Raw genomic sequence first — 19,682 nt, 5'->3', positions numbered from 1 at the left:
CGCCATTGTCGCTCATCACGCCTCGAGTTTGCGCGGGACACCCGCTGCCGCTGGGTCCTGTGTCGAAGTCACACCCGGCGTCTCCGCGGTTCGGCTCGTCGCATGGCCGCGTTGTCGTTGCCGGGCGACGAGCTGAACCACGGATGCATCCGGCCGGAGTTCGACACAGGGCTCAGTTGCTTCATTACGCACCCGACGGCAACACTGTAGCTAGCCGGTCTGACCTCGGCTTACCCTCCCCGGTTCAGGAGCGTGGCTTACGCCGTTCCGTGCGCTTGCCGTTGCCGCCCTCGCGGCGCGGGCCACGGGCGAACGAGCGCTGTCCCGGCGGGCCCTGATCGGGCGTGAGTTGAATGAGCACACCGCTGATCCTGGTGCGCCGCAATGCTTCCAGCGTTTCCGGCGGTAGGTTCGCGGGTAGCTCGACCAGGCTGTGGTCGGGCCGGATGCTGATGTGCCCGAAGTCGCTGCGGCGCAGGCCGCCCTCGTTCGCGATGGCGCCGACGATCGCGCCGGGCACCACGCGGTGCCGCTTGCCGACGCTGATCCGATAGGTCGCGAGCTCGGCGCCGGTGTGGCGCTGATGCCCGCCGAAACCGGAACGGTCGTCTTCGCCTTCGAACCGGCGCGGCCGTTCCCTGCGCTCGCGCACCGGCTCCGGCGGCTCGGGCTGCATCAGGAAGTTGTCGCCGTCGCGGGAGAGCACGGCCAGCGCGGCCGCGATGTCGACCAGCGGAATGTCGTGCTCGCGTTCGTAATCCTCGATGAGCCTGCGGAACAACGCGAGGTTGGCCGAGGTCAGGCTCTCGGTGATGTCGTCGCCGAACTTGGCGACGCGCTGGGCGTTCACGTCGTCCACGCTGGGTAGCTGCATCTCTTCCAGCGGATGCCGGGTGGCGCGCTCGATCGCCTTGAGCAGGTGCCGCTCGCGCGGGGCGACGAACAGCAGTGCCTCACCGCTGCGCCCGGCCCGGCCGGTGCGGCCGATGCGGTGCACGTAGGACTCGGTGTCGTGCGGGATGTCGTAGTTGACCACGTGCGAGATGCGGTCCACGTCCAGGCCGCGTGCGGCGACGTCGGTGGCGACGAGGATGTCCAGCGTGCCCGACTTCAGGTGACCGATGGTGCGCTCGCGCTGGTTCTGCGCGATGTCGCCGTTGATCGCGGCCGCGGAAAAGCCCCTGGCGCGCAGCTTTTCGGCGAGCTCCTCGGTGGCCTGCTTGGTGCGCACGAAGATGATCATCGCCTCGAACGACTCGACCTCGAGGATCCGGGTGAGCGCGTCCAGCTTGCGCTGATGCGAGACCTGCACCCAGCGCTGGGTGATGTTGGTGGCGGTCGAGGTCTTCGACTTGACGGTGATCTCGACCGGATCGTTGAGGTACTGCTTGGAGATCTTGCGGATCGCCGCGGGCATGGTCGCCGAGAACAGGGCGACCTGCTTGCCCGCCGGGGTGTCCTTGAGGATGCGTTCGACGTCCTCCTGGAAGCCCATTTTCAGCATCTCGTCGGCCTCGTCGAGGACGAGGTACTTCAGCTGCGACAGGTCGAGCGTGCCCTTCTCCAGGTGATCGATCACCCGGCCCGGCGTGCCGACCACCACGTGCGCGCCGCGGCGCAGGCCCGACAGCTGGACACCGTAGGCCTGGCCGCCGTAGATCGGCAGCACGTGCAGCCCGGGGATATGGGTGGCGTAGCGGCCGAACGCCTCGGCCACCTGGATCGCGAGCTCCCTGGTCGGCGCGAGGACCAGCGACTGCGGGAGTTTGCCGGAAGTTTCGAGACCCATCAGGATCGGGATCGCGAACGCCGCGGTCTTGCCGGTGCCGGTCTGTGCGAGGCCGACCACATCGGCGCCGGACAGCAGTGGCGGAATCGTCGCAGCCTGAATCGGCGACGGCGACTCGTAGCCCACATCGGCGATGGCCGCGAGGATGCGGTCATCGATGCCGAGATGGGCGAAAGTCGGGCCGTCGTTGTCCCTGTCGTTGTCGCCAGGAACGCTGTCGACCTGATTGGTACTCATTGACCAGGAGTTTACTGGGTTGGCTTCCAGATGTTTCCCTCGCCGTCCTGGTCATACTGATCACACCTGGCTGGAGCGATTTAGCAACTCTGGGAAGCTCCGGTGCGATCTGGAGGGTTCCCGCTGGATTTCGTAGGGATTTCGTAGAGGTCGGAGCACTCCCAGGACTCCCGGACTAGAGGGCAGTACTTGGGCTCGAACAGGCCCGGCTAAGGGACACCCCAACCACTGGTTGCTCCGGCGCACCCCCGCTGCGGCAGTTACAACCGCGAGAATGTGTACAGATCCTTAGAACCACCGGGGACATCCTGGGCGCGGTCACCGGCGTGTCGATGTTGCGACACGCCGGTGATCTTTCAGTCGCAGCTATCGATTCGTTATCAGGATTGAGTGTCGGACATCACACGCAAACGGTCACTCTGGGCATCAGCCCGGCTCGCTTCGGGGGCCGTTCCAATCGGTCGGGCTCGGTATGGGTCGAAACGACGCCTCAATGCAACAGGCCCGATCCGTGGAATCGGATCGGGCCTGCGTTCTCGGGTCTGCGGGCGTCTACGGACGTTGAAACTCGCCGTCTCGTGCGCCAGCCACGAACGCGTCCCATTCGCCCGGAGTGAAGACAAGCGCCGGGCCGGTCGGGTCCTTGGAGTCACGGACGCCAACGTGCCCTTCCTCAAGGAACGCGACTTCGACGCATTCCTTTCCGCCGGTGGACCGACTGCTCTTGAACCACTGAGCGCCGGACAGGTCAACGTTCACGGTGCGTACTCCCTTGCTACCTGCCGAAACCGATCTCGGCTCTCCACCTCGGTCAGCGCTCTGTCTTCGAGCACTTCATACGCCCGATGGTAGCGATCCACCGCAACTGGTTTCTCCAGGTATAGGTCTCCAAGATAGTTCTCCAGGTAGACGATCGTCGGTGCCACGGGCTTACCCTTCGGGTCTAACCCGAACGACAGAATGACGAAAGGTCCGATTGGATCGCCCATCGGCACGCCTGCGGTGAACGGCAGCAGTCGAATGGTGATGTTCGCTTCGGTGCTGAGGTCTGCGAGATGGCGCAGTTGGGCGGCCATGACCTGCGGTCCACCGACAACGCGCCGTAACGCGGCTTCGTGGATCACGACGTTCAGCTTGGCTGGTTTGCGGCTGCGAGTGATCAGGGATTGTCGGTGGATCTTGATCTGTACCCGACCAGCCAACTCGGACGGGGTGTCCTCTGGGTATGCGTCGCGGGCGAGATGGCGGGCATAGTCGGCCGTTTGTAGCAGTCCAGGAATCAGGTCAGGCTGGTAGACGGTCAGCTGACTTGCCGACGATTCGAGGTCCACGTACACGTCGAAGTTCTCCGGAATGAGGTCGCCGTACTCGTGCCACCACGATTTGACGTTCGCCTGCTGGGCTAGCCCGATGAACGCTTGGGCCAGTTCACCGGGGACGTTGTAGAGGCCACACAGCTCTTTGACGTCACGCCATCGGATCTTCTCGGCGTTGCCTGTCTCCAGTCTCTGAAGTGTCGACTCGCTCCACTCCATCAGTTCGGCTGCCTGGGCGATCGTCATGTTGTTGCGTTGCCGCCAGTCCCGGAGGTGCCGGCCCAGCTGGCGTTTAGGGAGCGTGGAGCCTGTTTCAGCCATTAGATACTCCACTATGAATGTTGCTGTCATTCACAGTGAAGGAACATAAAACCCCAGGTGCACGGCCCTCTGGGGGTTCTGGAGAATTTTCCTGAAGATTCATAAAGGTGATTGTGCGTCAACATCACTGATGGTGTGCTGATTCTGGCCCGGATCGGAGAGAACTCCCCTGGAATCCGGTTCTCTCGCCCTCGGGGTCCCGTGGTGCTACGGACCCCGAGGCCGGGCCACCCGACGGGAGGACCCATGGATCACACTGACATCGGGAACACATTGCACACACGGTGCGAGTTCTATCGGCGCGTGTGCGACCTGCCAGCGGTCGTCGACCCACCGCAGTTGCAGCGGATTTCGATGCGCGCCGGACGGATCTGGGCGCTGATGATGCCCTCACCGCTCGGCGCGGCTGTGCGGATTCGAATGGATCGCCAGGGATCGCAGATCGGTCCGATTTTGTCGCATCCGCGGTCGAATCACTGGTCGTTCCTGATCGTCCCGGACCTTCCGTTCGACGCGTCGTTGTTCGCCTCGCTGTTCAGTCGGGAGGTGTCGGTGGTCCGCGACGGCGGGACGATCGCATTGCCGTCTCCTAGCGACAGTTGCTCGGTATTTCGCGAATGGATCGAACTACCGTCCGGGCCGTTTCGCCCTTCGGGGCGCGTCGTAGTCGATGCCATCGAAGCGTGCACCAGCCCCCTACGCAAGCCAATCCGGAAGATCAGCCATGTCTGAGCTAACAGAGGCGGGTCAATCTGATACGAGACCTGCTCTACCGCAGCGGGTTTCGAAGCTATCCGGGCTGACCCCGTGGCCTTTGCCTTCGGCTGTGGTGTACGAGGTGTTCTACGAAGCGCTCCGAAACTTCGACACGGAATCTGAGCCGGCCGCCGCCGAGCGCGTTGGCCTGCTCGAAGTCCGCGCGGCGTTCGCTGAACAACCAACCGTGACCATCGAGGCCACGGATCAGGGGCAGCGGTGAGCGATGAGCGCCAGGACCGTGCATCTACAGATCGCCTTGGGCGGCGTGGTCCTTCACTACGCCGCAAGCGCGGACGCCGCCGAGGCCCTGATTGCCGATGAACAGATGCACCACTACCTGGACGAGATCGCTGTAATCCCTGGCGCTGCAACTGGTCTGGTCCGCCTGCCGTGTGAGCAGCTATACGACCCCACCGTCGAATCCCTCAGAACCGCTATGCAGCAAAGGAATTCGCCATGACAGGAATACGACAATCAACTGTTGAGAACGAGTCGGCTCGGTGGTTCGTCCGCCCAGTCACGGGGGTCGTGCATCTGCTCAGCGTCCGTCGTGGCGGCGCGATCAAGACACTGCCTCACCAGCCCACGTTGGCACAGTGCCCGGAGTTGTCCGCGTCATTGCGTGAACGGATCACCCGCGACCTGAACAACGCCAACCAAGTGGTACGCACATGCAGCAGCTCATGAGCGGACGGCCCATATACTACGACGAGAATGGTGTGCTGCGCGACGGTCAAACCAACGTAGCGTTTCGGCTCGACAAGCCGAATCCGGCACGGATACACAACTTTTGGCATCGGGGAAAAGATCACTATCCCATCGACACTAGGGCTGCCGAAGAACTCGGTCAGTGCCCAGGGCTCGCCGACGCCGCTTTGGCTTCGCGCACGTTCCAGTTCGACGCGACCAAGTACCTGATCATTGAGCGTGAGATCAAACAGTTCATCGACCTCGGGGTCGGCCTGCCCGCAACCCCGTACCTCCACGAACACGCCGCGCTGTTCAATAGCGCCGTGCATGTCGTGTATGCCGACTTCGACCCCCAGGTCGCCACCTATGCCCGCGCGCTGCTCGCTTCTCAGCGGCGGGTGACCTACGTGCACGGTGACTTCACCGACCCGGTGCCCCTTCTCGCAAGCTGCAAGGAGTCGCTGGACTTCTCGGAACCGGTCGCGGTCTCGCTGGTGTCAGTGCTGGAGTACGTCCCTGGCGAGGTGGACGCCCTGATGTCGGCACTGCGTGCAAACCTGGCACAGGGTTCCTACCTGATGCTGGCCAGTCTCAGCGACCACGCCAGTACCAGCGGGGACACACAGGACCGCGGGCTCGGCGCTCTTTTCGAGGCCAACGGGATCACCTTCCGCAGCCGGGATCGCACTGAGTTCACCGAACTGTTCGGCGGGTTCGAACTCGAAGAGCCGGGCGTCGTCGCTGTCAGCAAATGGCGACCTGCCATCGAACGCGAAGAACACTGGCCGCGAACAGTTGCCCGCCGCAAGAGCCTGCCGGGCTGGGCGGGACTAGCGCGTAAAACCGCGTCCTCCGATTGACACCTACGTGTCAGACAGCTGCGGAGCGAATCCCGATCGGCTTCAGCGACTCTCAAGGGAAGGAACCGTGTCGAGTACTGGCACCGAACGCGTCGTGAACCTGTCTGCCTGCCGCGCAGCAGTCATCCGAGCAATTTCATTGTCCCTGGTGCTCGTAGCCTGCCCAGGCTGCGGAGCCAGCGTCGACCTCGTGGACGCGGTGGTTCCCGAGCATCCCAACCGAGACGGGACGCCGTGCGCGGTGGCCGGCTCGCGGGTGATCAACGACCGCATCACCAGAGACAACCTGTAACCGAATAGAAACCACCCGCGAACCGCAACCACACGCGACAACCCACATGGAGGCAACCGGTATGAGCATCCAGACCAAGAGCGCCACCTTCACACTCGACGGACGCCCCGGCGTCGAGTACGAAACAACGATCACCGAAACATTCTCCGGCGAATGGGAACTGACCGAAGTTCGCATCACGTCCTCCGGCGGCTTGGCCCAGTGGGATCTCCAGCCCAGCATCCAACGACTGGTGTACAACACCCTCCATCAACGCGACATGATGGTGTCCATGGACGGTGCAGAACCAGCCCACGAGTTCGACTGGATGGCCACATTCACCAAACACATTCTGTGCCGCAAAGGAATTCACACCATGGCGGATCTCTCAGAAAAGACTGACGCCCAGTTACTGGAGATCGCGGACATCGGACCGATCAGGGTCAACGAACTCCGCCAGGGCATCACAGCTTGGAAGGCGAAGACCGAGCATCTGAACAAACCCTCAACTGCTACATCGACCTAGGTTGAGCGATCAGACCCTGAGCGGTGAGCTTTGCCGTCCAGTTCGCCAAGCATGCCACGCCCAGCGCATGTGTCGGCCGTTGGTTGTATCTTGACCCGGAAGTGCGGGACAATGACCTGTTCCGGCCATGACGAGAAGGGGTAAGCGTGGGTACCGACGACCAGCTGAGTATGGACCTCGGCGTTGCACAAACCGCGTGGGGTAAATGGGTCGACCCGGACCGGCACAGGCGCCAGGTGCAGAAATTCATGGATTATGCGGGATTACGCGATATTCCGGACGTTCCGTGGTCCGAAGGCGATCCGGAATTGGAGAAGCTCGACGCGGTTGTGAGTGAATTGTTTCCCGACATGACTACGGCAATGGCTCCAGAGGCAGCTGATATGACGGATGCGTTTATCTGTTTCATGGGCGAATGCTTCCATAGGTACGCCGGTGCACACTGGGAAGACTACGAATGGTTCGGCCGTGAGAATTCATTTTACGATCATGTGAATCCGATATTGAAATACGGATTCCATACCGGCGGCGACACTGCGTACGGGTTGATGGAACTCATGATCGAAGACTATGATCCGGCCGACGGCGGAATGTTCTCCGGCATGGCCGGGATGATGCGCGAATTCGCGGAGGAGTACGCGTCGTCGCGTGACGGCTCATAATCGGTCGTTCTAGTTCGAAAGTTCAGATTCGGGGGTGAAGCTGGCATGCCTGATGAATACGACAAGATTCGAGAGAACTTCAATCCGCCCGAACGTGGAAGAATCTTCGAGAACGGCACCGAAGCGGTCTTTCATGACCGAGAAAAAGGGTATGTCAGCCATCCGGACCCATATTCGACGCTGCACGGCCAGAGATACTACGACAAGGCCAGGACTGACGCTCTGGGCAAGGTCCATGCCATCGATGACAAGTCAGGCCAGACTGGCAGTAAGAACGATATTCGTGAGTTGAAGAAAGACCGCGAACTTCTCGCGACACGTGAGATTGAGACGCTTACCATTCGGACTGTCGCCGGTGAGAAAATGTCAGCGGCTTACGAGAGGCGTCTAAACGAGTTACGCAATGAATTCGGTGCCAGAGTGATTCACGTCGAGATATCACGGGCGCAGGCGCGTGACGTGTTCGCGAAAGGGCTTGATCGCGAGAAAAACGCACAACAGCTCGAACTATCCGGCGTTAGGGAAAAGGCACGTGAGGGTAAGGCCAAGGCGTTAGAGAATCGCCGCGAGCAGATCGCAGAGATAGCCAAGGCTCGGGAGCGAAAAGAACGCGCTCGACAACGTCTAGAGAACATCCGGAAGATCGAACAGGCTCGGGCCGAAAGAGAACGCATGGCAATTGCGGCCGAGCAAGCCGCAAGATCAATCTCCAGAGAGGCCCCCGTTCCCGGATTCTTCACGAGGACAATTTCGGACGACCAGTCCATAGCTCGTGGAGTGCGAGAGAACGCCGAGCGGATTGCACGCGAGGAACGCGAGACGCGACAGCACGAACAAGACCGCGATCGGGAGTTGGCGAAGACGGCCGAAACTCGCGAGCAGATAAAAGTCATGAACGCCGAACTTGCCCAGGGTATAGAAGAACAGGCGCGTGAGATCAATTCGGCATGGGACAAGGGAGAAGCCGTCGCAGTCGAAAACGTGCGTGAAGCCCACACCGACCTGAGCCGCAACCTCGAAGCGATCCGAGAAGCCGAGCTAGTACAGGCACGGAACGATTTTCTGGTCTCTGGCCATACCCAGGAAGAAGTACAAGCGATTGAGCCACGCCTAGAGCAGATCCGAGAGGACAACCGCCACGAGATCGTTCAAGGGATCAATACCCTCGGTGCGATCGTGGAGCGAGGCGACCAGACCCGCGACCACGCCGACCGTGAGGCAGCAGCGGAGCGCCAACGCGATCAGGAACGGGCCGCCCAGCGGGAGGCTGCACGGGCGCAAGACGCGGCTAGGCAGGCAGCCTGCGAACGACTCCAGGAACAGGGACGACTCACGGACGCGGAGCGCGCCCTGTGGCTGGGTCAGGCGACAGACCCTCACGCGGCGGTGCGGGAGCGGCCCGGCACGGCTCCGCAGGTGCAGGGGCTTGGTCGAGACGGACATGGACAGTCGCGCGGGATTTCTCGCGACCGGTGAGGGCTTCGGGTGTCAGCCCGCCCGAGGGTCTGCGGGTCTTTCTGTTACTGACGTCGGAGTTGGCGGAGTCCGCAGATGGCGAACCCCTGACAGCGCGAAGGGCTGCCAGGGGCAATCGTCTATCCGAGGGTTCCGCCGGCCGGAACCTCCGGGCGGTAGTTGATGTTCTCCACGTTGCGTGCCCAGCGGGAAGCGATCATCGACGACAGTCGGGTGCCGCCGCGGATCGAGCAGTAGGCGGAGTTGAAGGTGCCGTTGTTGACCGGGGTGTAGGCGATCCCCAGCCGGACCGTCTTCCAGTGGTTCGGTGCCGCAGGGTCGTCTTCGGTCGGCATGTTGTCGAGTACGAACGTGTGCGAGAACGCGGACGACTGGGGATAGTTCACGCCGCCGAGCCCGGATTGCTCGAACGACATGTTGGCCACCGCGTGGAACCGCCGGGCCGTGTACAGGGTGCCGTCCGCGTTGACGATCTCGATGTTGTACTGCGGCAGAATCGGGTTATAGGTAGTGACGACGGTGAAGTACGGCGGCGAGATGATGGGAATGATCGTCTGGTTCATCGTGTAGCCAGACATGGTGGCGTGGACATCCACCCGCCACAGCCCACCGGCTTTCAGGACGATTCCGTTGGTGGCCGGGTCGACCACGGCGCGTTTCGTCGGGCCGAGCGCGGTATCGAATGGCGCCACAACCCATTTCGACGGTGGCACGTCCCAGTTGTAACCCATGAACGCCGAGCAGTGACCGGATGCTGCCTTGATCAGATCGGCACGGTTGCGTAGGGAGGTCTGGCCGTCGAAGTGATCGGCCCACGTGACGGCCTGCTTGCGCCGGAACTGTCCCCATCCGTCGACCGCCTTATCGAGCCCAGCACGGGCGGGGTTGGCGATCGTGTCCTTGACGGTCGCGGCCGTGTGTTCGCGGGCGAACTTCTCGCCGACGACGTAGGCGCTGTCGGGGGCGGGGAGATTCGGGGTTGTCATCCGAGGGTGCCTCCGTTGGGCACGGTCGGCTTCACGACGGCGTTGTCGGTGCCGAGGTCCCAGCGGTTGACGCTCAACGCGGAGCGCAGCGTCCCGCCGTAGAGGGTGGCCGAGTTCTTGGGGTGGTAGACCGAGACCGTGACGTAGTAGGCGTTGTCGGTCGGGATGACGAACGTATGGCTGAAAGCGGCTGTCTCCGCGCCGAGTTGAGTAATCACGATGTCGTACTCGTGTGCGGTGAACGTCTTGTTGTCGCCGACCGACTTAACCTCGACGAGTACCGCGGCCGGAGTCGCGCCACCGCCCCACTCGGCCGGCGCGGGCGCGAACGTCACGTGAGCGTCGCTGCGCCACAATCCTTTCGACGTGAAGCGGATTCCGTTCAAGAACTTCTCGGCCCCCTTGTTCGGGCCGAGCTGTTCGTCGAAGGGAAGCGTTACCCACTTGCCGCCCAGGACATCCCAGGTGTTCCCCATGAACAGCGATTGATACCCGGAGACCGATTCGAGTAGGCCCAGGCGGTTGCCCATGTCGGCTTGGCCGTCACGGACGGCGTCGGAGAGTTGCGCCAGGTTGTCTTTGATTCCGCCGAACTCGCCTGCGGCGGCGTTGTATTTGATCCGCGCGCCGCCGGTGATCATCTGCATGGCGGATTCTGTGGTGATGTCTCGGGAGTACTTCGCACCGACGACGTAGGCACCATCCGGCGGAGTAGCGCCAGGTGTTGTCACGTGACAGTTCCTATCGGGGGAGCGAGGAAGGGCGACGCGGCGGGCGTCGGCCGGGGACGTTGTCCCTGATCCATTCGTGCAGTTCCTCGATGTGGTCGAGCGCGATCTTCAGCAGCGATTTGGTGGCTTGGTTCTCCGATTCGAGGACCGCCACGCGCGAGGTGAGCGCTTCTACCTGAGTCCGCAGAGGCGCGACGAGAACCACGGCCGTGTCGGCGATGATCCGCGCCGCTTCCGCGTCCACCATTGCGCCTTCGGCTTCTGCTCTGTCCGCAACGGCCCTTGTGTGTCTGCGGTTGAACCAGGCCGTGACACCGGCTCCGGCTGTGCCGGAGCCGATGACGGTTGCGACCGTTTCGAGGATTTCCCCCGGTGTCACGCCTTCTTGAAAGGAGCGACCGCCGGCCGAATCCACAAGCCCGCGATCAGAGGCGACACCAGCGTGTACGCCTGGGTCGCCAGGTCGATCCAGGCCACGTCGACGTTCTTGCCGACAACGACGGCGACGATCGCCGACAGCGCCACCAGGAAGCCGCGGATCAGTGCGGGTTCGGGGACGCGAGTAGCAGTTTCAGTCATTCCAACCTCAATTCAATTCAAATGCCTTGTCCCGCTCCGGAGTCGGATCGGGAATCATTCCGGCCGCCCGGTATTGGGCGATCATCGCCGCGTTCTCCGCGGCAGTCAGTGACTCGATGCTGGGAAGCGTCCGCTTCTGCGGCTCGGGGGTGTCGAGTGGCACCCACGCGGACGCTGGGTTCCAGTGCGACTGCGGCCCGGCGGCCGGCCGCTGGAACTTGCGCGTCTGTAGTTCGGGATGATGCCGAAAACCCAAGTCGTACAGGTGTTTCGACCAAGCGCGGAGGATATCGGGGTGGGTCACCATCGGTGCTCCGCCGACGTTGGGGAGATGGATCAGCCCCCAGAGCAGATGTTCTTCCGGATTGTCCGGGTCAGAGTTCTCCTGTGTCGGGATACCGACGGTCACACAACCCCCAATTGCTGTAGGGCGGACAAGATTTCACGCATCTGTTCGAAAGCGGCCATCATCGGGTCCTCGGGTTCGCGGTGCCCGATGTCGATTTGCCAGCCGGATGGGCCGTCTGAGGTGTACTCGTAGGAGATCTTGGTGACCCGTTCGACGAACACCAGGTTCTCCGGCATGCCGAGAACCGTCGTCCCGACGCGATCTCCTAGCCAGAAGTCACCCTGGCCTTGGTCGCCAAGCCGATACGGCACCGAATCGGCGATCCGAACGGTATGGGCCGTCCGACGCCTGGACGACCAGAGCCCGGCTCGGAGCGCCAGCAGGGCGGCCAAGGTATATGCGCGGTCGCCATTCCCCGAGCCCCACCGCTCGTAATAATGGGTCCACCCCAACTCTTGGGCACGGGGAACGTCTTGCCACGATTGAAACGCGCCGACCACATCGGTATATAGGGGCCGCAATATCATCTCGACCGCCGGGCCGATCTCGGCTTGCAGGATTAGGGAGCCCAGGAACCCGGCTACCGCAATAATTGTGGCTCCCAGCGCCTCATTCACGCCTGGTGCGGAATGGCCGCCGATGACCACCTTGGTATCGGTCGCCTCGTAATATATGAACTCTGAGGACTCGATGCCGGTATACGGCGATTCTTCGAATACGACCCATGGTGCTTGGGCCATAGTCCCACGGAATGCTGGATCGTAGTATTCATCCGGGAAGTTAGGGTTCGCGATCAGGTCCCGGCTTTCGGTGAGGCCATTTGACCCGATGTTGGTCACCATGCGGGCCAGGCCAGTGATGAGATTGCCGTCGAAGCTTGTGCCGTTCGTCCAGGCCGACTTGTCCTCAATGGAAAAGACGAGACATCCAGGCTTCAGTCGTGCACCGGGCCATGGAGGTGGGTCTCCGGGCAGGTAACGACGCGCCTCGATGTGAAGCTGCCCGTCTTCCAGAATTCGCTTCGCGACGTCATAGAACGGTTTGAACCGCGAGAACACTAGTGCGAATACAGATCGGTCGTTGAGGATGGAGAACGGTTTGACGACCATCGACCAGTTCGACTGATCGAAGCTTCCCCATTTGGACGGATCGAGCGGATCGTCGGGCAGCTGCCACCATGATTGCTCTTTCCGCATAATTGCGAACAGTAGGGTGACGGAAAGGCTCCAGCGGGAGGGGCCAAAAATTGCCCAAATCTTCGGAAATTGCAGTTCGGGCGGGAGCCAAGGGTTACTGAATACGATCAGGTGGCGCAAATGCTCCAGGTCATGCAGGAATGAAATTTCCAGATATGCCCGGCCGTTCTTTTCTTTGACAACTTTGTAGTTATCCATGGCGCCGGACCATCTCGCGCCCTGCTTATCGAACGTCACTATGACGTTCTTTTTGTCCCGGCCGCGGTGGTTGATGATCCATTTCGCGATGTAATGCGACAGTGACAGCCGAAGGTATGCGGTGCCGGTGCTGTTCTCGACGAAGGTGAAGCCGTGCGCCAGCTCGCCGACAACTTCTCCGAACAGGCGCATATCGCCGTCCCAGATGCGGATCAGCGCCTTGCGAAGCCGATCCTTCACCCACTGGGCTTTGCGTTCCTGGATCTTGCGGTAGACCTCGTCGAGGTCGACGACGGTGGATCTCACCACAGCCCCCACGGACGGCTCCAGGGCCGTTTGAGGCGCAGCTGGACCTTCGCGCCGGCCGGGGCCTGGGCGACGGTGACCGGCAGTTTCGCTGCGCGGGTGTAGGGCGAGATGGGATGGCGGAACCGCACCCCGGCCATCCGCGCCCACACCTGAGAGCCCGACCACGACACGATCTGCGGAGAACGAGGGTCGACGTCGACGACGATGTCTTCGCCCTCTACCAGGGACGGCATCACGACGCGGCGCTGCGCGAAATCGTCGTCGAGCCACGAGAAGTCAGGCAGGACAACACGGCTCGGGGCCGACACAACCCACATCGGCCACAGCGGTTGATCGGTGGGATTCAGCTCCGCGATGTCGAATTCATGAGTCACCGCAGCCGGGTTGATATCGCCGTCCTTGACCAGCGGGACGTTCTTCAGATCCCGGTCGAGGGTCCATTCGTGAACGACCTCTTCGCCGTACCAGAACGGGTCACCCGCGATGACCGTCATCAGCGTGAGGTTCAGAGAATTCAGCGTCGGATCGGTCGACATATCGACCAACGGGGACTCCCCGAGCCGGACCAGGAGGTACCGCCGGCCCGAGTCGGTGGTGACCCACAATTTGCAATCCCGTTCGAACGACCAGGCTTTGCGCCATTCCGAATCGCGATCCAGCCAGGTTCGGCCTGGTTCGGGATCGTTGAAGATTTCGACGCCGAAGACAATGTCTCGGCGCATGATCTTGTGCGCCAAATACCGGGCACCGGGGAGGTTCGCGGGTTCTTCCCACACCGTCTTCACGGGTGGGTCGTAAATGCCGTCCAATGATGTTCCGAGGTAAACGCCTTTATCCCCGGCGTCGGGGCCGGCGAGGGTGAACAGTTGCCCGTTCACGCCCTCCAGCTCGACTACTGTTTCGATCGTTTATCTCCCGAGATACTGGGCCTTCTCTCGGGTCTGCCGATTGCGTTCCATCGCGTTCACCTCCTGAACGGAGGAGACGTTGTACACGATCTTTGCTCCCCGCTCTAATAGTTGCGGCAGGAAACCAGACCCGGAGATTCCGAGGTCGGACATGAATTGCTTCCCGGTGGCTTCCATGAAGTTCTTGGGAATGTCGTTAAACTTCGCCTTCTCGGCAGCCTTGTCCCACTTGCCGCCGATATCTTCGAAACCGAATGCCTCACCGATTTGGTTGGCGGCAGCACGCAAGGTCTTCTGAAGCACGGTGAGACCGTCTTCGACTCCCGCGTTGAGGTCGAGCGCGAGTTGCTTGCCCTTGGGCTTCATCTGCGCCGATGCCGCGTCGACGGCCGACATCGCTTCTTCGGTCTTCTTCTCGACTGCCGGAACGTTCAGGCCGAAGTCAGCGGGACTGTTCTTCAATTCCTTGGCCTTCAGCCGAAGCTGATCGACTTGAAGCTGAAGCGCTTTGGCCTCGTCCTTCAATTGCTTCGCGCGCTGCTTGTCCGGCTCCTGATCGGCTTGCTGGCGAAGTTCCTTGATGCGAATTCGGAGCCGGTCGGCTTCCAATTCGAGATCCTTGATCTCACGCTTGGACTTGTCGTCCAGTTTCGGAGACGACGCGGTGAGAGCATTGTTGGTGTTCTGCCGGGTCTGCTTGGCAGTCTCGGAGATCTTCTTGCCTGCGTCATCAACCGCACCGACCATGATGATCAACCCGAGCTGGCCGGTATCGCCGAAGATTTCCCTCGCGGCCTGCATCATCCGCTTCGCAGCGTCGACGATCTTCTGCTGTTGCGATGTCATGCCTTCGGCGAATGCCTCACCGACAGATTCACCGGAATAGAGCACCCAGCCCTGACCGGAGAAAGGGCCTTCCTTTGCCGGACTGAACGGGAACAGATCTCGTAGCGCGCCGAGCGCATTGCGGACGGTCGCCAGCATCTCGGGAATCACGAGGGTTATACCCGTCACGAATCCGCGCAGCAATGCCTTACCGGAGTCGATCAGATAGCTTCCCAGGTCTCCTAGGGAATCCTTCGCCTTCTGTGGAAGGTCGCGGAACCAATTCGTGAAAGTGTCTGCGGCATCCATCAAGAACGTCAGCCATCGTGAAAGCGTCCGCTCAAGGAAACCGGTCATCTGATTCCATGCCGATTCCCAATCGCCGGTGACTATCGCCTTCCACGTGCGGATCGTGGTCACGATCGCATCGAGCGCGGTCCCTACAATCGCCTTGATCAGATCGAAAACGGTAGATACGACACCGAGCAAAAATTGGATAGCGGGTACCGCGACGTCGAGAATCCGGCTCGCGAACGCCTCGATATGTGGAAGCGCTCGGATGAACCAGTCGAGGAACTGAATCGCGTACGGAAGGATCGCAATCACGATATCCAGCAATTTGGGCAGGACTTCGGTAATCAAACGCTCAAAAAGAGGCGTCAGCTGCGGAAGCAACTCGACCATCTCGCTCACCCATACTTCGGCGAACTCGACCAATTTAGGTATCAGCGGTTCGAGCTTGACCAGAAAATCAGCAAAAACCTTCACCAGCTGAACAAAAAGCGGTGTGAGCTGCGGAAGCGCCTGCGCCAGCCCGTCGGCGAAAATAACGGCCAATTGCGCGAGCTCGGAGACCAATACGGGTAAGGACGGCGCTATAGCATCTATCGCTTGAGCGAAACCATTTCCCAGCGATACGGCTATATCGCTAAACGACTGCGTGAGTTTCGGCAAGCTCGGTTCGAGCGCCTTGAAAGCGGGCAGCAACGCGGAATTCAAACTGACGGCGATCGGGTCGAGAAACTGACCGAAAATCCGGATCGCTTCGACCAGGCCATTTCCGATCAAATCCATCAGCTTGGTCAAGGACGGAGCCAGCTTCTCAAGTATCGGCCCCAAGGAGGCAAATATCTGAGAGCCGATATTCAACAGATTCGCCGCGAAAGACGAAAACAGCGGCTCGGTCCGCAGGAAAAAGTCACCGAAGGAGGCCAGAAATCGGCCGATCGGCTCTCCAAGTGATCCCATGGCCCGCGCGCCGGCATCGAACAATTTATCGAACAGAACGACCAGGCCGTCGAATGTCTGCGACAGTCCGGTGAACATTCGATCGAACGTGCCGTCAGTGGTCAGCCGCTGAATCAGCGCATTGAAATCCTGACCAAATCTATTGAGCGACGCCGAAAGTTTCCCGAAATTGTTCGCGCCTGACTCGGTCATCGTCAGAAACGCCGACGTCATATCGACGGTGAAGCCCTTCAGCTGACTGAAGAACTCACCCGTCTTACCCAAAACCGTTTGCAGCTGCGATATTCCGCGCGCGGAGGTCACGACATCGGTGAAGCCCTGCACGATGTCGGAAAGGCCGTTGACGGTCTTCCGCAAGCCTTCATCAAGGGTGGCGAAGATCCGAGAGTCCTTCAACTGCTGGAAGATTGGGGTTAGCCGGTTCTCCCACTCGCGCGACAACGACGCTTTCAGCGCATCGACTTCCGGGCGTAGCTGCTCGGCGGAGCGCTTGATGCCGTCCATGCCGAGCGCGACCGCGGCGAACGCGATGCCAGCGGCCGACACGAGTGCCGGAATCGAGGCGAGCAATCCGACGATCAAGCCCAGACCGGGCGAAGCAATCGCCGCTACCAGCAACAGGATTCGGCCCAGGGTGAAGAATCCGCGCCGAATCTTGGTGATCGTGGTGTTGAAGCTGTTCGAGATCGAATTGTCGATGCCGCGGCCCGCGCGCTCGACGGTGTCACGGTGCCGGTCGACCCGGCGTGCAGCGTCGTCCCACTCCCGTCCGTATCGCCGGACGCTTTCGATCTGGTCTTCGATGTCGCGGCGCAGCCGAGCCATCGCCTCGGGGTCCATGTCGGCTCCGAAGCGAACCCGCGTGGAACCTTCGGCATCACTGATAAGCCGATGCAGCTCGCGGCGCAGCACATCGCCATCGGGGGTCAGGGGTATGCGAGCACCGGCAGCGCGAGCGGCTTGGGCCAGCTCACGCCGCATTCGCGTCATGAACTCGCGATCGAAGTCCGGCTCGACCGGAACCCTGGCCGGCCGTTGCCGAGTGCGGCGTACCGCGTCCTCGAAGTCGCGGGTATCAGGTACGACGCGGACACGGATACGAAGGGCCCGCTCCATCCGTTCGATGAACCGGTCCAGACTCTTGCGGAAGCCCTCGGTGTTGGGTACGACGCGGACCGCGATCCGGTCGACTTCTGTGCCTCCCGGCCCGGCCATGGGTACTCCATAAGGTTGTAGGTGTTCAGGACACGAGGTTCTGGATGCCCGGGACGACGGGGTGTGGCTGATGGGTTCTTGCCGTTTGGTGGTTCCGAAGGAGTAGCCGCCTCGCCGTTCTGGACGCCCTGGCTGCTGATTGAAATCTGCGGGTTGTCGCTGTTTATGGAGCTGCTGGCGGGTCGTCTTCGGGGTTGTAGGCGTGGGAGAGGACGAACCGCGTGGCGGTGCGTGAAAAAGTTTGGGTGGGAATCGATGTCGGCAAGGCCGCCCATCACGCGTGTGTGGTCGACCCTGCGGGCAAGGTGGTGTTCTCGCAGAAGGTTCCCAACACCCAGATCAAGATCGAGCAGTTGATCGCCCGGGTCGCGAAGGTCTCCGCCGATGTGGTGTGGGCCGTGGACATGACCTCCGGGGTGGCCGGGCTGTTGCTGATGTTGTTGACCGGGACCGGTCAGCCGGTGCTGTATGTGCCCGGTCGGGTGGTCAACCGGATGGCCGATGCGTTTCCCGGCGAGGCCAAGACCGATGCGCGTGATGCGCGCACGATCGCTGAAACAGCGCGTCTGCGTAGCGATCTCACCCCGATCACCAATCCGGATGTCGTCGTGACCGATCTGCAAGTCCTGACCGCGCGGCGCGAGGACCTGATGGCCGACTGGGTGCGCGGGGTCAACCGGCTGCGTGAGTTGCTGACATCGATCTTTCCTGCACTGGAAGCCGCCTTCGACTACACCGCTCGCTCGCCGCTGATCCTGCTCACCGGTTTCTGTACCCCCGAAGCGATACGCACCGCCGGCGCCACAGGAGTGGCCGAGTACCTCCATGCCCACGGCGCATGGACCAAAGGCATTGCGGGGATGGCGGATACGGCGCTGGGTGCGGCCCGCACGCAGACCCTCGCGGTGCCCGCCGAGGCCGTCACCGCGCCGCTGATCACGCGGCTGGCCCGTCAACTGCTGGACCTGGACCGCGAGATCAAAGACCTCGACAAGCAGCTCACCGGCCGATTCGCCGACCACCCCGCCGCCGAGTCGATCACCAGCATCGACGGGTTCGGTCCGATCCTGGGCGCCCAGCTCATCGCCGATACCGGCGGCGACATGATCACCGCGTTCGGCACCTCGGCCCGGCTCGCCGCTTACGCCGGGTTGGCGCCGGTGCCCCGCGATTCCGGCCGCGTACGCGGCAACCTGCACCGACCCATCCGCTACCACCGCGGCCTGCGCCGGGTGTTCTACCTGGCCGCTCTTTCCAGCATCAGACGTCCCGACGGCCCATCGCGCATCTTCTATCAGCGCAAACGATCCGAAGGCAAAATCCACACCCAAGCCTTGATCGCACTGGCTCGACGCTTGGTCGACCTCGTATGGGCCTTGATCCGCGACAACCGCACCTTCACCGCCGAGGCGCCGACCCCGATCACTGCTGCGGCTTGACACGGTCATTGAAACTCCTAACCGGAGCTGGCAGCCTTGGCGCGGCGCATCAGCTCGGCGAACTCATTGGGTTTCGAATGGCGCCGGGTCTCGGAATCCGGCGTCGGAATGGGCTCAGGCGGCGCAGGACGGCGCTTCGCGTGAGCGGAGAGATAGAGGTAGGACAGTTCGCGGACCGCGTTGACCTGAGCGACCGCCAGATAGCGGTCTTCGTCCCATCCGCGGTAGTGCGGGCCGCCGCGCCACGCCGCGACGAAGGCGGCATCGTGGGGCAGATGAGCGATCAGAACCAGAGCCCGCCGGGGAGTGAGCCCCGAGCCCGGACGCAATACATCGGCGAGATCGAGGTGGTAGTGGTGCTGGAAGTCGGCTAGAAGTTCCTCGCCGTACCTGTCGATCAGGCCGGCGAGTTCTGCGCTTCCCCCGGCTGGGTGGACTCCATCCACCGCTGAAACACCCGCTGCAACAGCAGCTCGTCGTCGCCGATCTCTCGGATCAGCTTCACACCGCCGGATTCGGCGGCGAGCTTGATCACTTCGCGCATGTGGTCCATGACCGGCTCCAGGTCGGCGTCCTCGTCGTCGGGATCGACCTTCATTGCCTTCATGTGGACCATGGCCTTGTCGCGCACTTTCTTGTCCAGGCGCAGCAAGTTCCGCAGAACTACCGCCGAGCCGTCCGAGAGCGGGATGGACACCGGCGCGAACTCTTTTTCGATCTCCTCGCGGAGCGAATCGAGCGTGAAAACATTACCCATGGCGAGCCTTTCAGCGTGAATCGAAAGAAGAGGTG

The 19,682-nt window shown here is 61.8% G+C and carries 21 protein-coding genes; 8 read left to right on the top strand and 13 right to left on the bottom strand.

Going from position 1 to position 19,682, the window contains the following annotated elements:
* Positions 1–244: 244 nt before the first annotated feature.
* From F5X71_RS29890 to F5X71_RS29880, 3 genes are all read right to left on the bottom strand, one after another.
* A complete protein-coding gene (locus F5X71_RS29890; protein ID WP_167465003.1) occupies positions 245–2,026 on the bottom strand; it encodes a DEAD/DEAH box helicase in 1,782 nt (593 codons plus the stop codon).
* 552 nt (positions 2,027–2,578) lie between these two features.
* A complete protein-coding gene (locus F5X71_RS29885; protein WP_167465002.1) occupies positions 2,579–2,785 on the bottom strand; it encodes a DUF397 domain-containing protein in 207 nt (68 codons plus the stop codon).
* Positions 2,782–3,663 (bottom strand): helix-turn-helix domain-containing protein, encoded by an 882-nt coding sequence (locus F5X71_RS29880; protein WP_167465001.1) that lies wholly within the window; start codon positions 3,661–3,663, stop codon positions 2,782–2,784. The genes F5X71_RS29885 and F5X71_RS29880 overlap by 4 nt, the downstream gene beginning before the upstream one ends.
* 246 nt (positions 3,664–3,909) lie before the next feature.
* On the opposite strand from F5X71_RS29880, the gene F5X71_RS29875 reads away from it, so the two are divergent.
* The 7 genes from F5X71_RS29875 to F5X71_RS29845 all read left to right on the top strand — a co-directional run bounded on the left by F5X71_RS29875 (position 3,910) and on the right by F5X71_RS29845 (position 8,907).
* Positions 3,910–4,395 (top strand): DNA-directed RNA polymerase subunit beta, encoded by a 486-nt coding sequence (locus tag F5X71_RS29875; RefSeq protein WP_167465000.1) that lies wholly within the window; start codon positions 3,910–3,912, stop codon positions 4,393–4,395.
* Between the two features lie 94 nt (positions 4,396–4,489).
* Entirely contained in the window at positions 4,490–4,642 is a 153-nt protein-coding gene (locus F5X71_RS29870; RefSeq protein ID WP_167464999.1) for a hypothetical protein, read from the top strand.
* A 3-nt stretch (positions 4,643–4,645) separates the two neighbouring features.
* Positions 4,646–4,882, top strand: a complete 237-nt coding sequence (locus F5X71_RS29865) for a hypothetical protein (RefSeq protein WP_167464998.1) — start codon at positions 4,646–4,648, stop codon at positions 4,880–4,882.
* Between the two features lie 211 nt (positions 4,883–5,093).
* Positions 5,094–5,972, top strand: a complete 879-nt coding sequence (locus tag F5X71_RS29860; RefSeq protein ID WP_167464997.1) for an SAM-dependent methyltransferase — start codon at positions 5,094–5,096, stop codon at positions 5,970–5,972.
* A 353-nt stretch (positions 5,973–6,325) separates the two neighbouring features.
* On the top strand, positions 6,326–6,769 hold the full coding sequence (locus F5X71_RS29855; protein ID WP_167464996.1) for a hypothetical protein: 444 nt from the start codon (positions 6,326–6,328) through the stop codon (positions 6,767–6,769).
* Positions 6,770–6,915: 146 nt separating this feature from the next.
* Positions 6,916–7,431, top strand: a complete 516-nt coding sequence (locus F5X71_RS29850; RefSeq protein ID WP_167464995.1) for a hypothetical protein — start codon at positions 6,916–6,918, stop codon at positions 7,429–7,431.
* Positions 7,432–7,476: 45 nt separating this feature from the next.
* On the top strand, positions 7,477–8,907 hold the full coding sequence (locus tag F5X71_RS29845; protein WP_167464994.1) for a hypothetical protein: 1,431 nt from the start codon (positions 7,477–7,479) through the stop codon (positions 8,905–8,907).
* Positions 8,908–9,026: 119 nt separating this feature from the next.
* Here F5X71_RS29845 and F5X71_RS29840 read toward each other — a convergent pair whose 3' ends face one another.
* The 8 genes from F5X71_RS29840 to F5X71_RS29805 are packed head-to-tail and all read right to left on the bottom strand — an operon-like array spanning position 9,027 to position 17,451.
* Positions 9,027–9,893, bottom strand: coding sequence for a hypothetical protein (locus tag F5X71_RS29840; RefSeq protein ID WP_167464993.1), 867 nt, complete (start codon positions 9,891–9,893; stop codon positions 9,027–9,029).
* Complete coding sequence (locus F5X71_RS29835) at positions 9,890–10,624, bottom strand: hypothetical protein (RefSeq protein ID WP_167464992.1); 735 nt, start codon at positions 10,622–10,624, stop codon at positions 9,890–9,892. The genes F5X71_RS29840 and F5X71_RS29835 overlap by 4 nt, the downstream gene beginning before the upstream one ends.
* 10 nt (positions 10,625–10,634) lie before the next feature.
* Positions 10,635–11,003, bottom strand: a complete 369-nt coding sequence (locus F5X71_RS29830) for a hypothetical protein (protein ID WP_167464991.1) — start codon at positions 11,001–11,003, stop codon at positions 10,635–10,637.
* Positions 11,000–11,203 carry a hypothetical protein gene (locus tag F5X71_RS29825; RefSeq protein WP_167464990.1) on the bottom strand — a complete coding sequence of 68 codons (204 nt, stop codon included), beginning with the start codon at positions 11,201–11,203 and terminating at the stop codon, positions 11,000–11,002. Before F5X71_RS29825 ends, F5X71_RS29830 begins: the two co-directional genes overlap by 4 nt.
* Positions 11,204–11,210: 7 nt before the next feature.
* The gene (locus F5X71_RS29820; protein ID WP_167464989.1) at positions 11,211–11,612 is read right to left on the bottom strand and encodes a phage gene 29 protein family protein; all 402 of its coding nucleotides are present in this window, start codon (positions 11,610–11,612) and stop codon (positions 11,211–11,213) included.
* On the bottom strand, positions 11,609–13,264 hold the full coding sequence (locus F5X71_RS29815; RefSeq protein WP_167464988.1) for a phage tail protein: 1,656 nt from the start codon (positions 13,262–13,264) through the stop codon (positions 11,609–11,611). Before F5X71_RS29815 ends, F5X71_RS29820 begins: the two co-directional genes overlap by 4 nt.
* Positions 13,249–14,133, bottom strand: a complete 885-nt coding sequence (locus F5X71_RS29810) for a phage tail protein (RefSeq protein WP_238815549.1) — start codon at positions 14,131–14,133, stop codon at positions 13,249–13,251. The genes F5X71_RS29815 and F5X71_RS29810 overlap by 16 nt, the downstream gene beginning before the upstream one ends.
* Before the next feature lie 30 nt (positions 14,134–14,163).
* Positions 14,164–17,451 (bottom strand): hypothetical protein, encoded by a 3,288-nt coding sequence (locus tag F5X71_RS29805; RefSeq protein ID WP_167464987.1) that lies wholly within the window; start codon positions 17,449–17,451, stop codon positions 14,164–14,166.
* Between the two features lie 221 nt (positions 17,452–17,672).
* On the opposite strand from F5X71_RS29805, the gene F5X71_RS29800 reads away from it, so the two are divergent.
* On the top strand, positions 17,673–18,890 hold the full coding sequence (locus F5X71_RS29800; RefSeq protein ID WP_167464221.1) for an IS110 family transposase: 1,218 nt from the start codon (positions 17,673–17,675) through the stop codon (positions 18,888–18,890).
* Between the two features lie 17 nt (positions 18,891–18,907).
* Here F5X71_RS29800 and F5X71_RS29795 read toward each other — a convergent pair whose 3' ends face one another.
* Complete coding sequence (locus tag F5X71_RS29795) at positions 18,908–19,336, bottom strand: D site-binding protein (RefSeq protein ID WP_167464986.1); 429 nt, start codon at positions 19,334–19,336, stop codon at positions 18,908–18,910.
* Entirely contained in the window at positions 19,288–19,587 is a 300-nt protein-coding gene (locus F5X71_RS29790) for a phage tail assembly protein (RefSeq protein ID WP_238815548.1), read from the bottom strand. The genes F5X71_RS29795 and F5X71_RS29790 overlap by 49 nt, the downstream gene beginning before the upstream one ends.
* Between the last annotated feature and the right edge of the window lie 95 nt (positions 19,588–19,682).

Origin of the sequence: Nocardia brasiliensis (genome assembly GCF_011801125.1) — a bacterium.
Taxonomy (GTDB): domain Bacteria; phylum Actinomycetota; class Actinomycetes; order Mycobacteriales; family Mycobacteriaceae; genus Nocardia; species Nocardia brasiliensis_C.
This window is presented reverse-complemented; position numbering and strand designations above follow the sequence as displayed.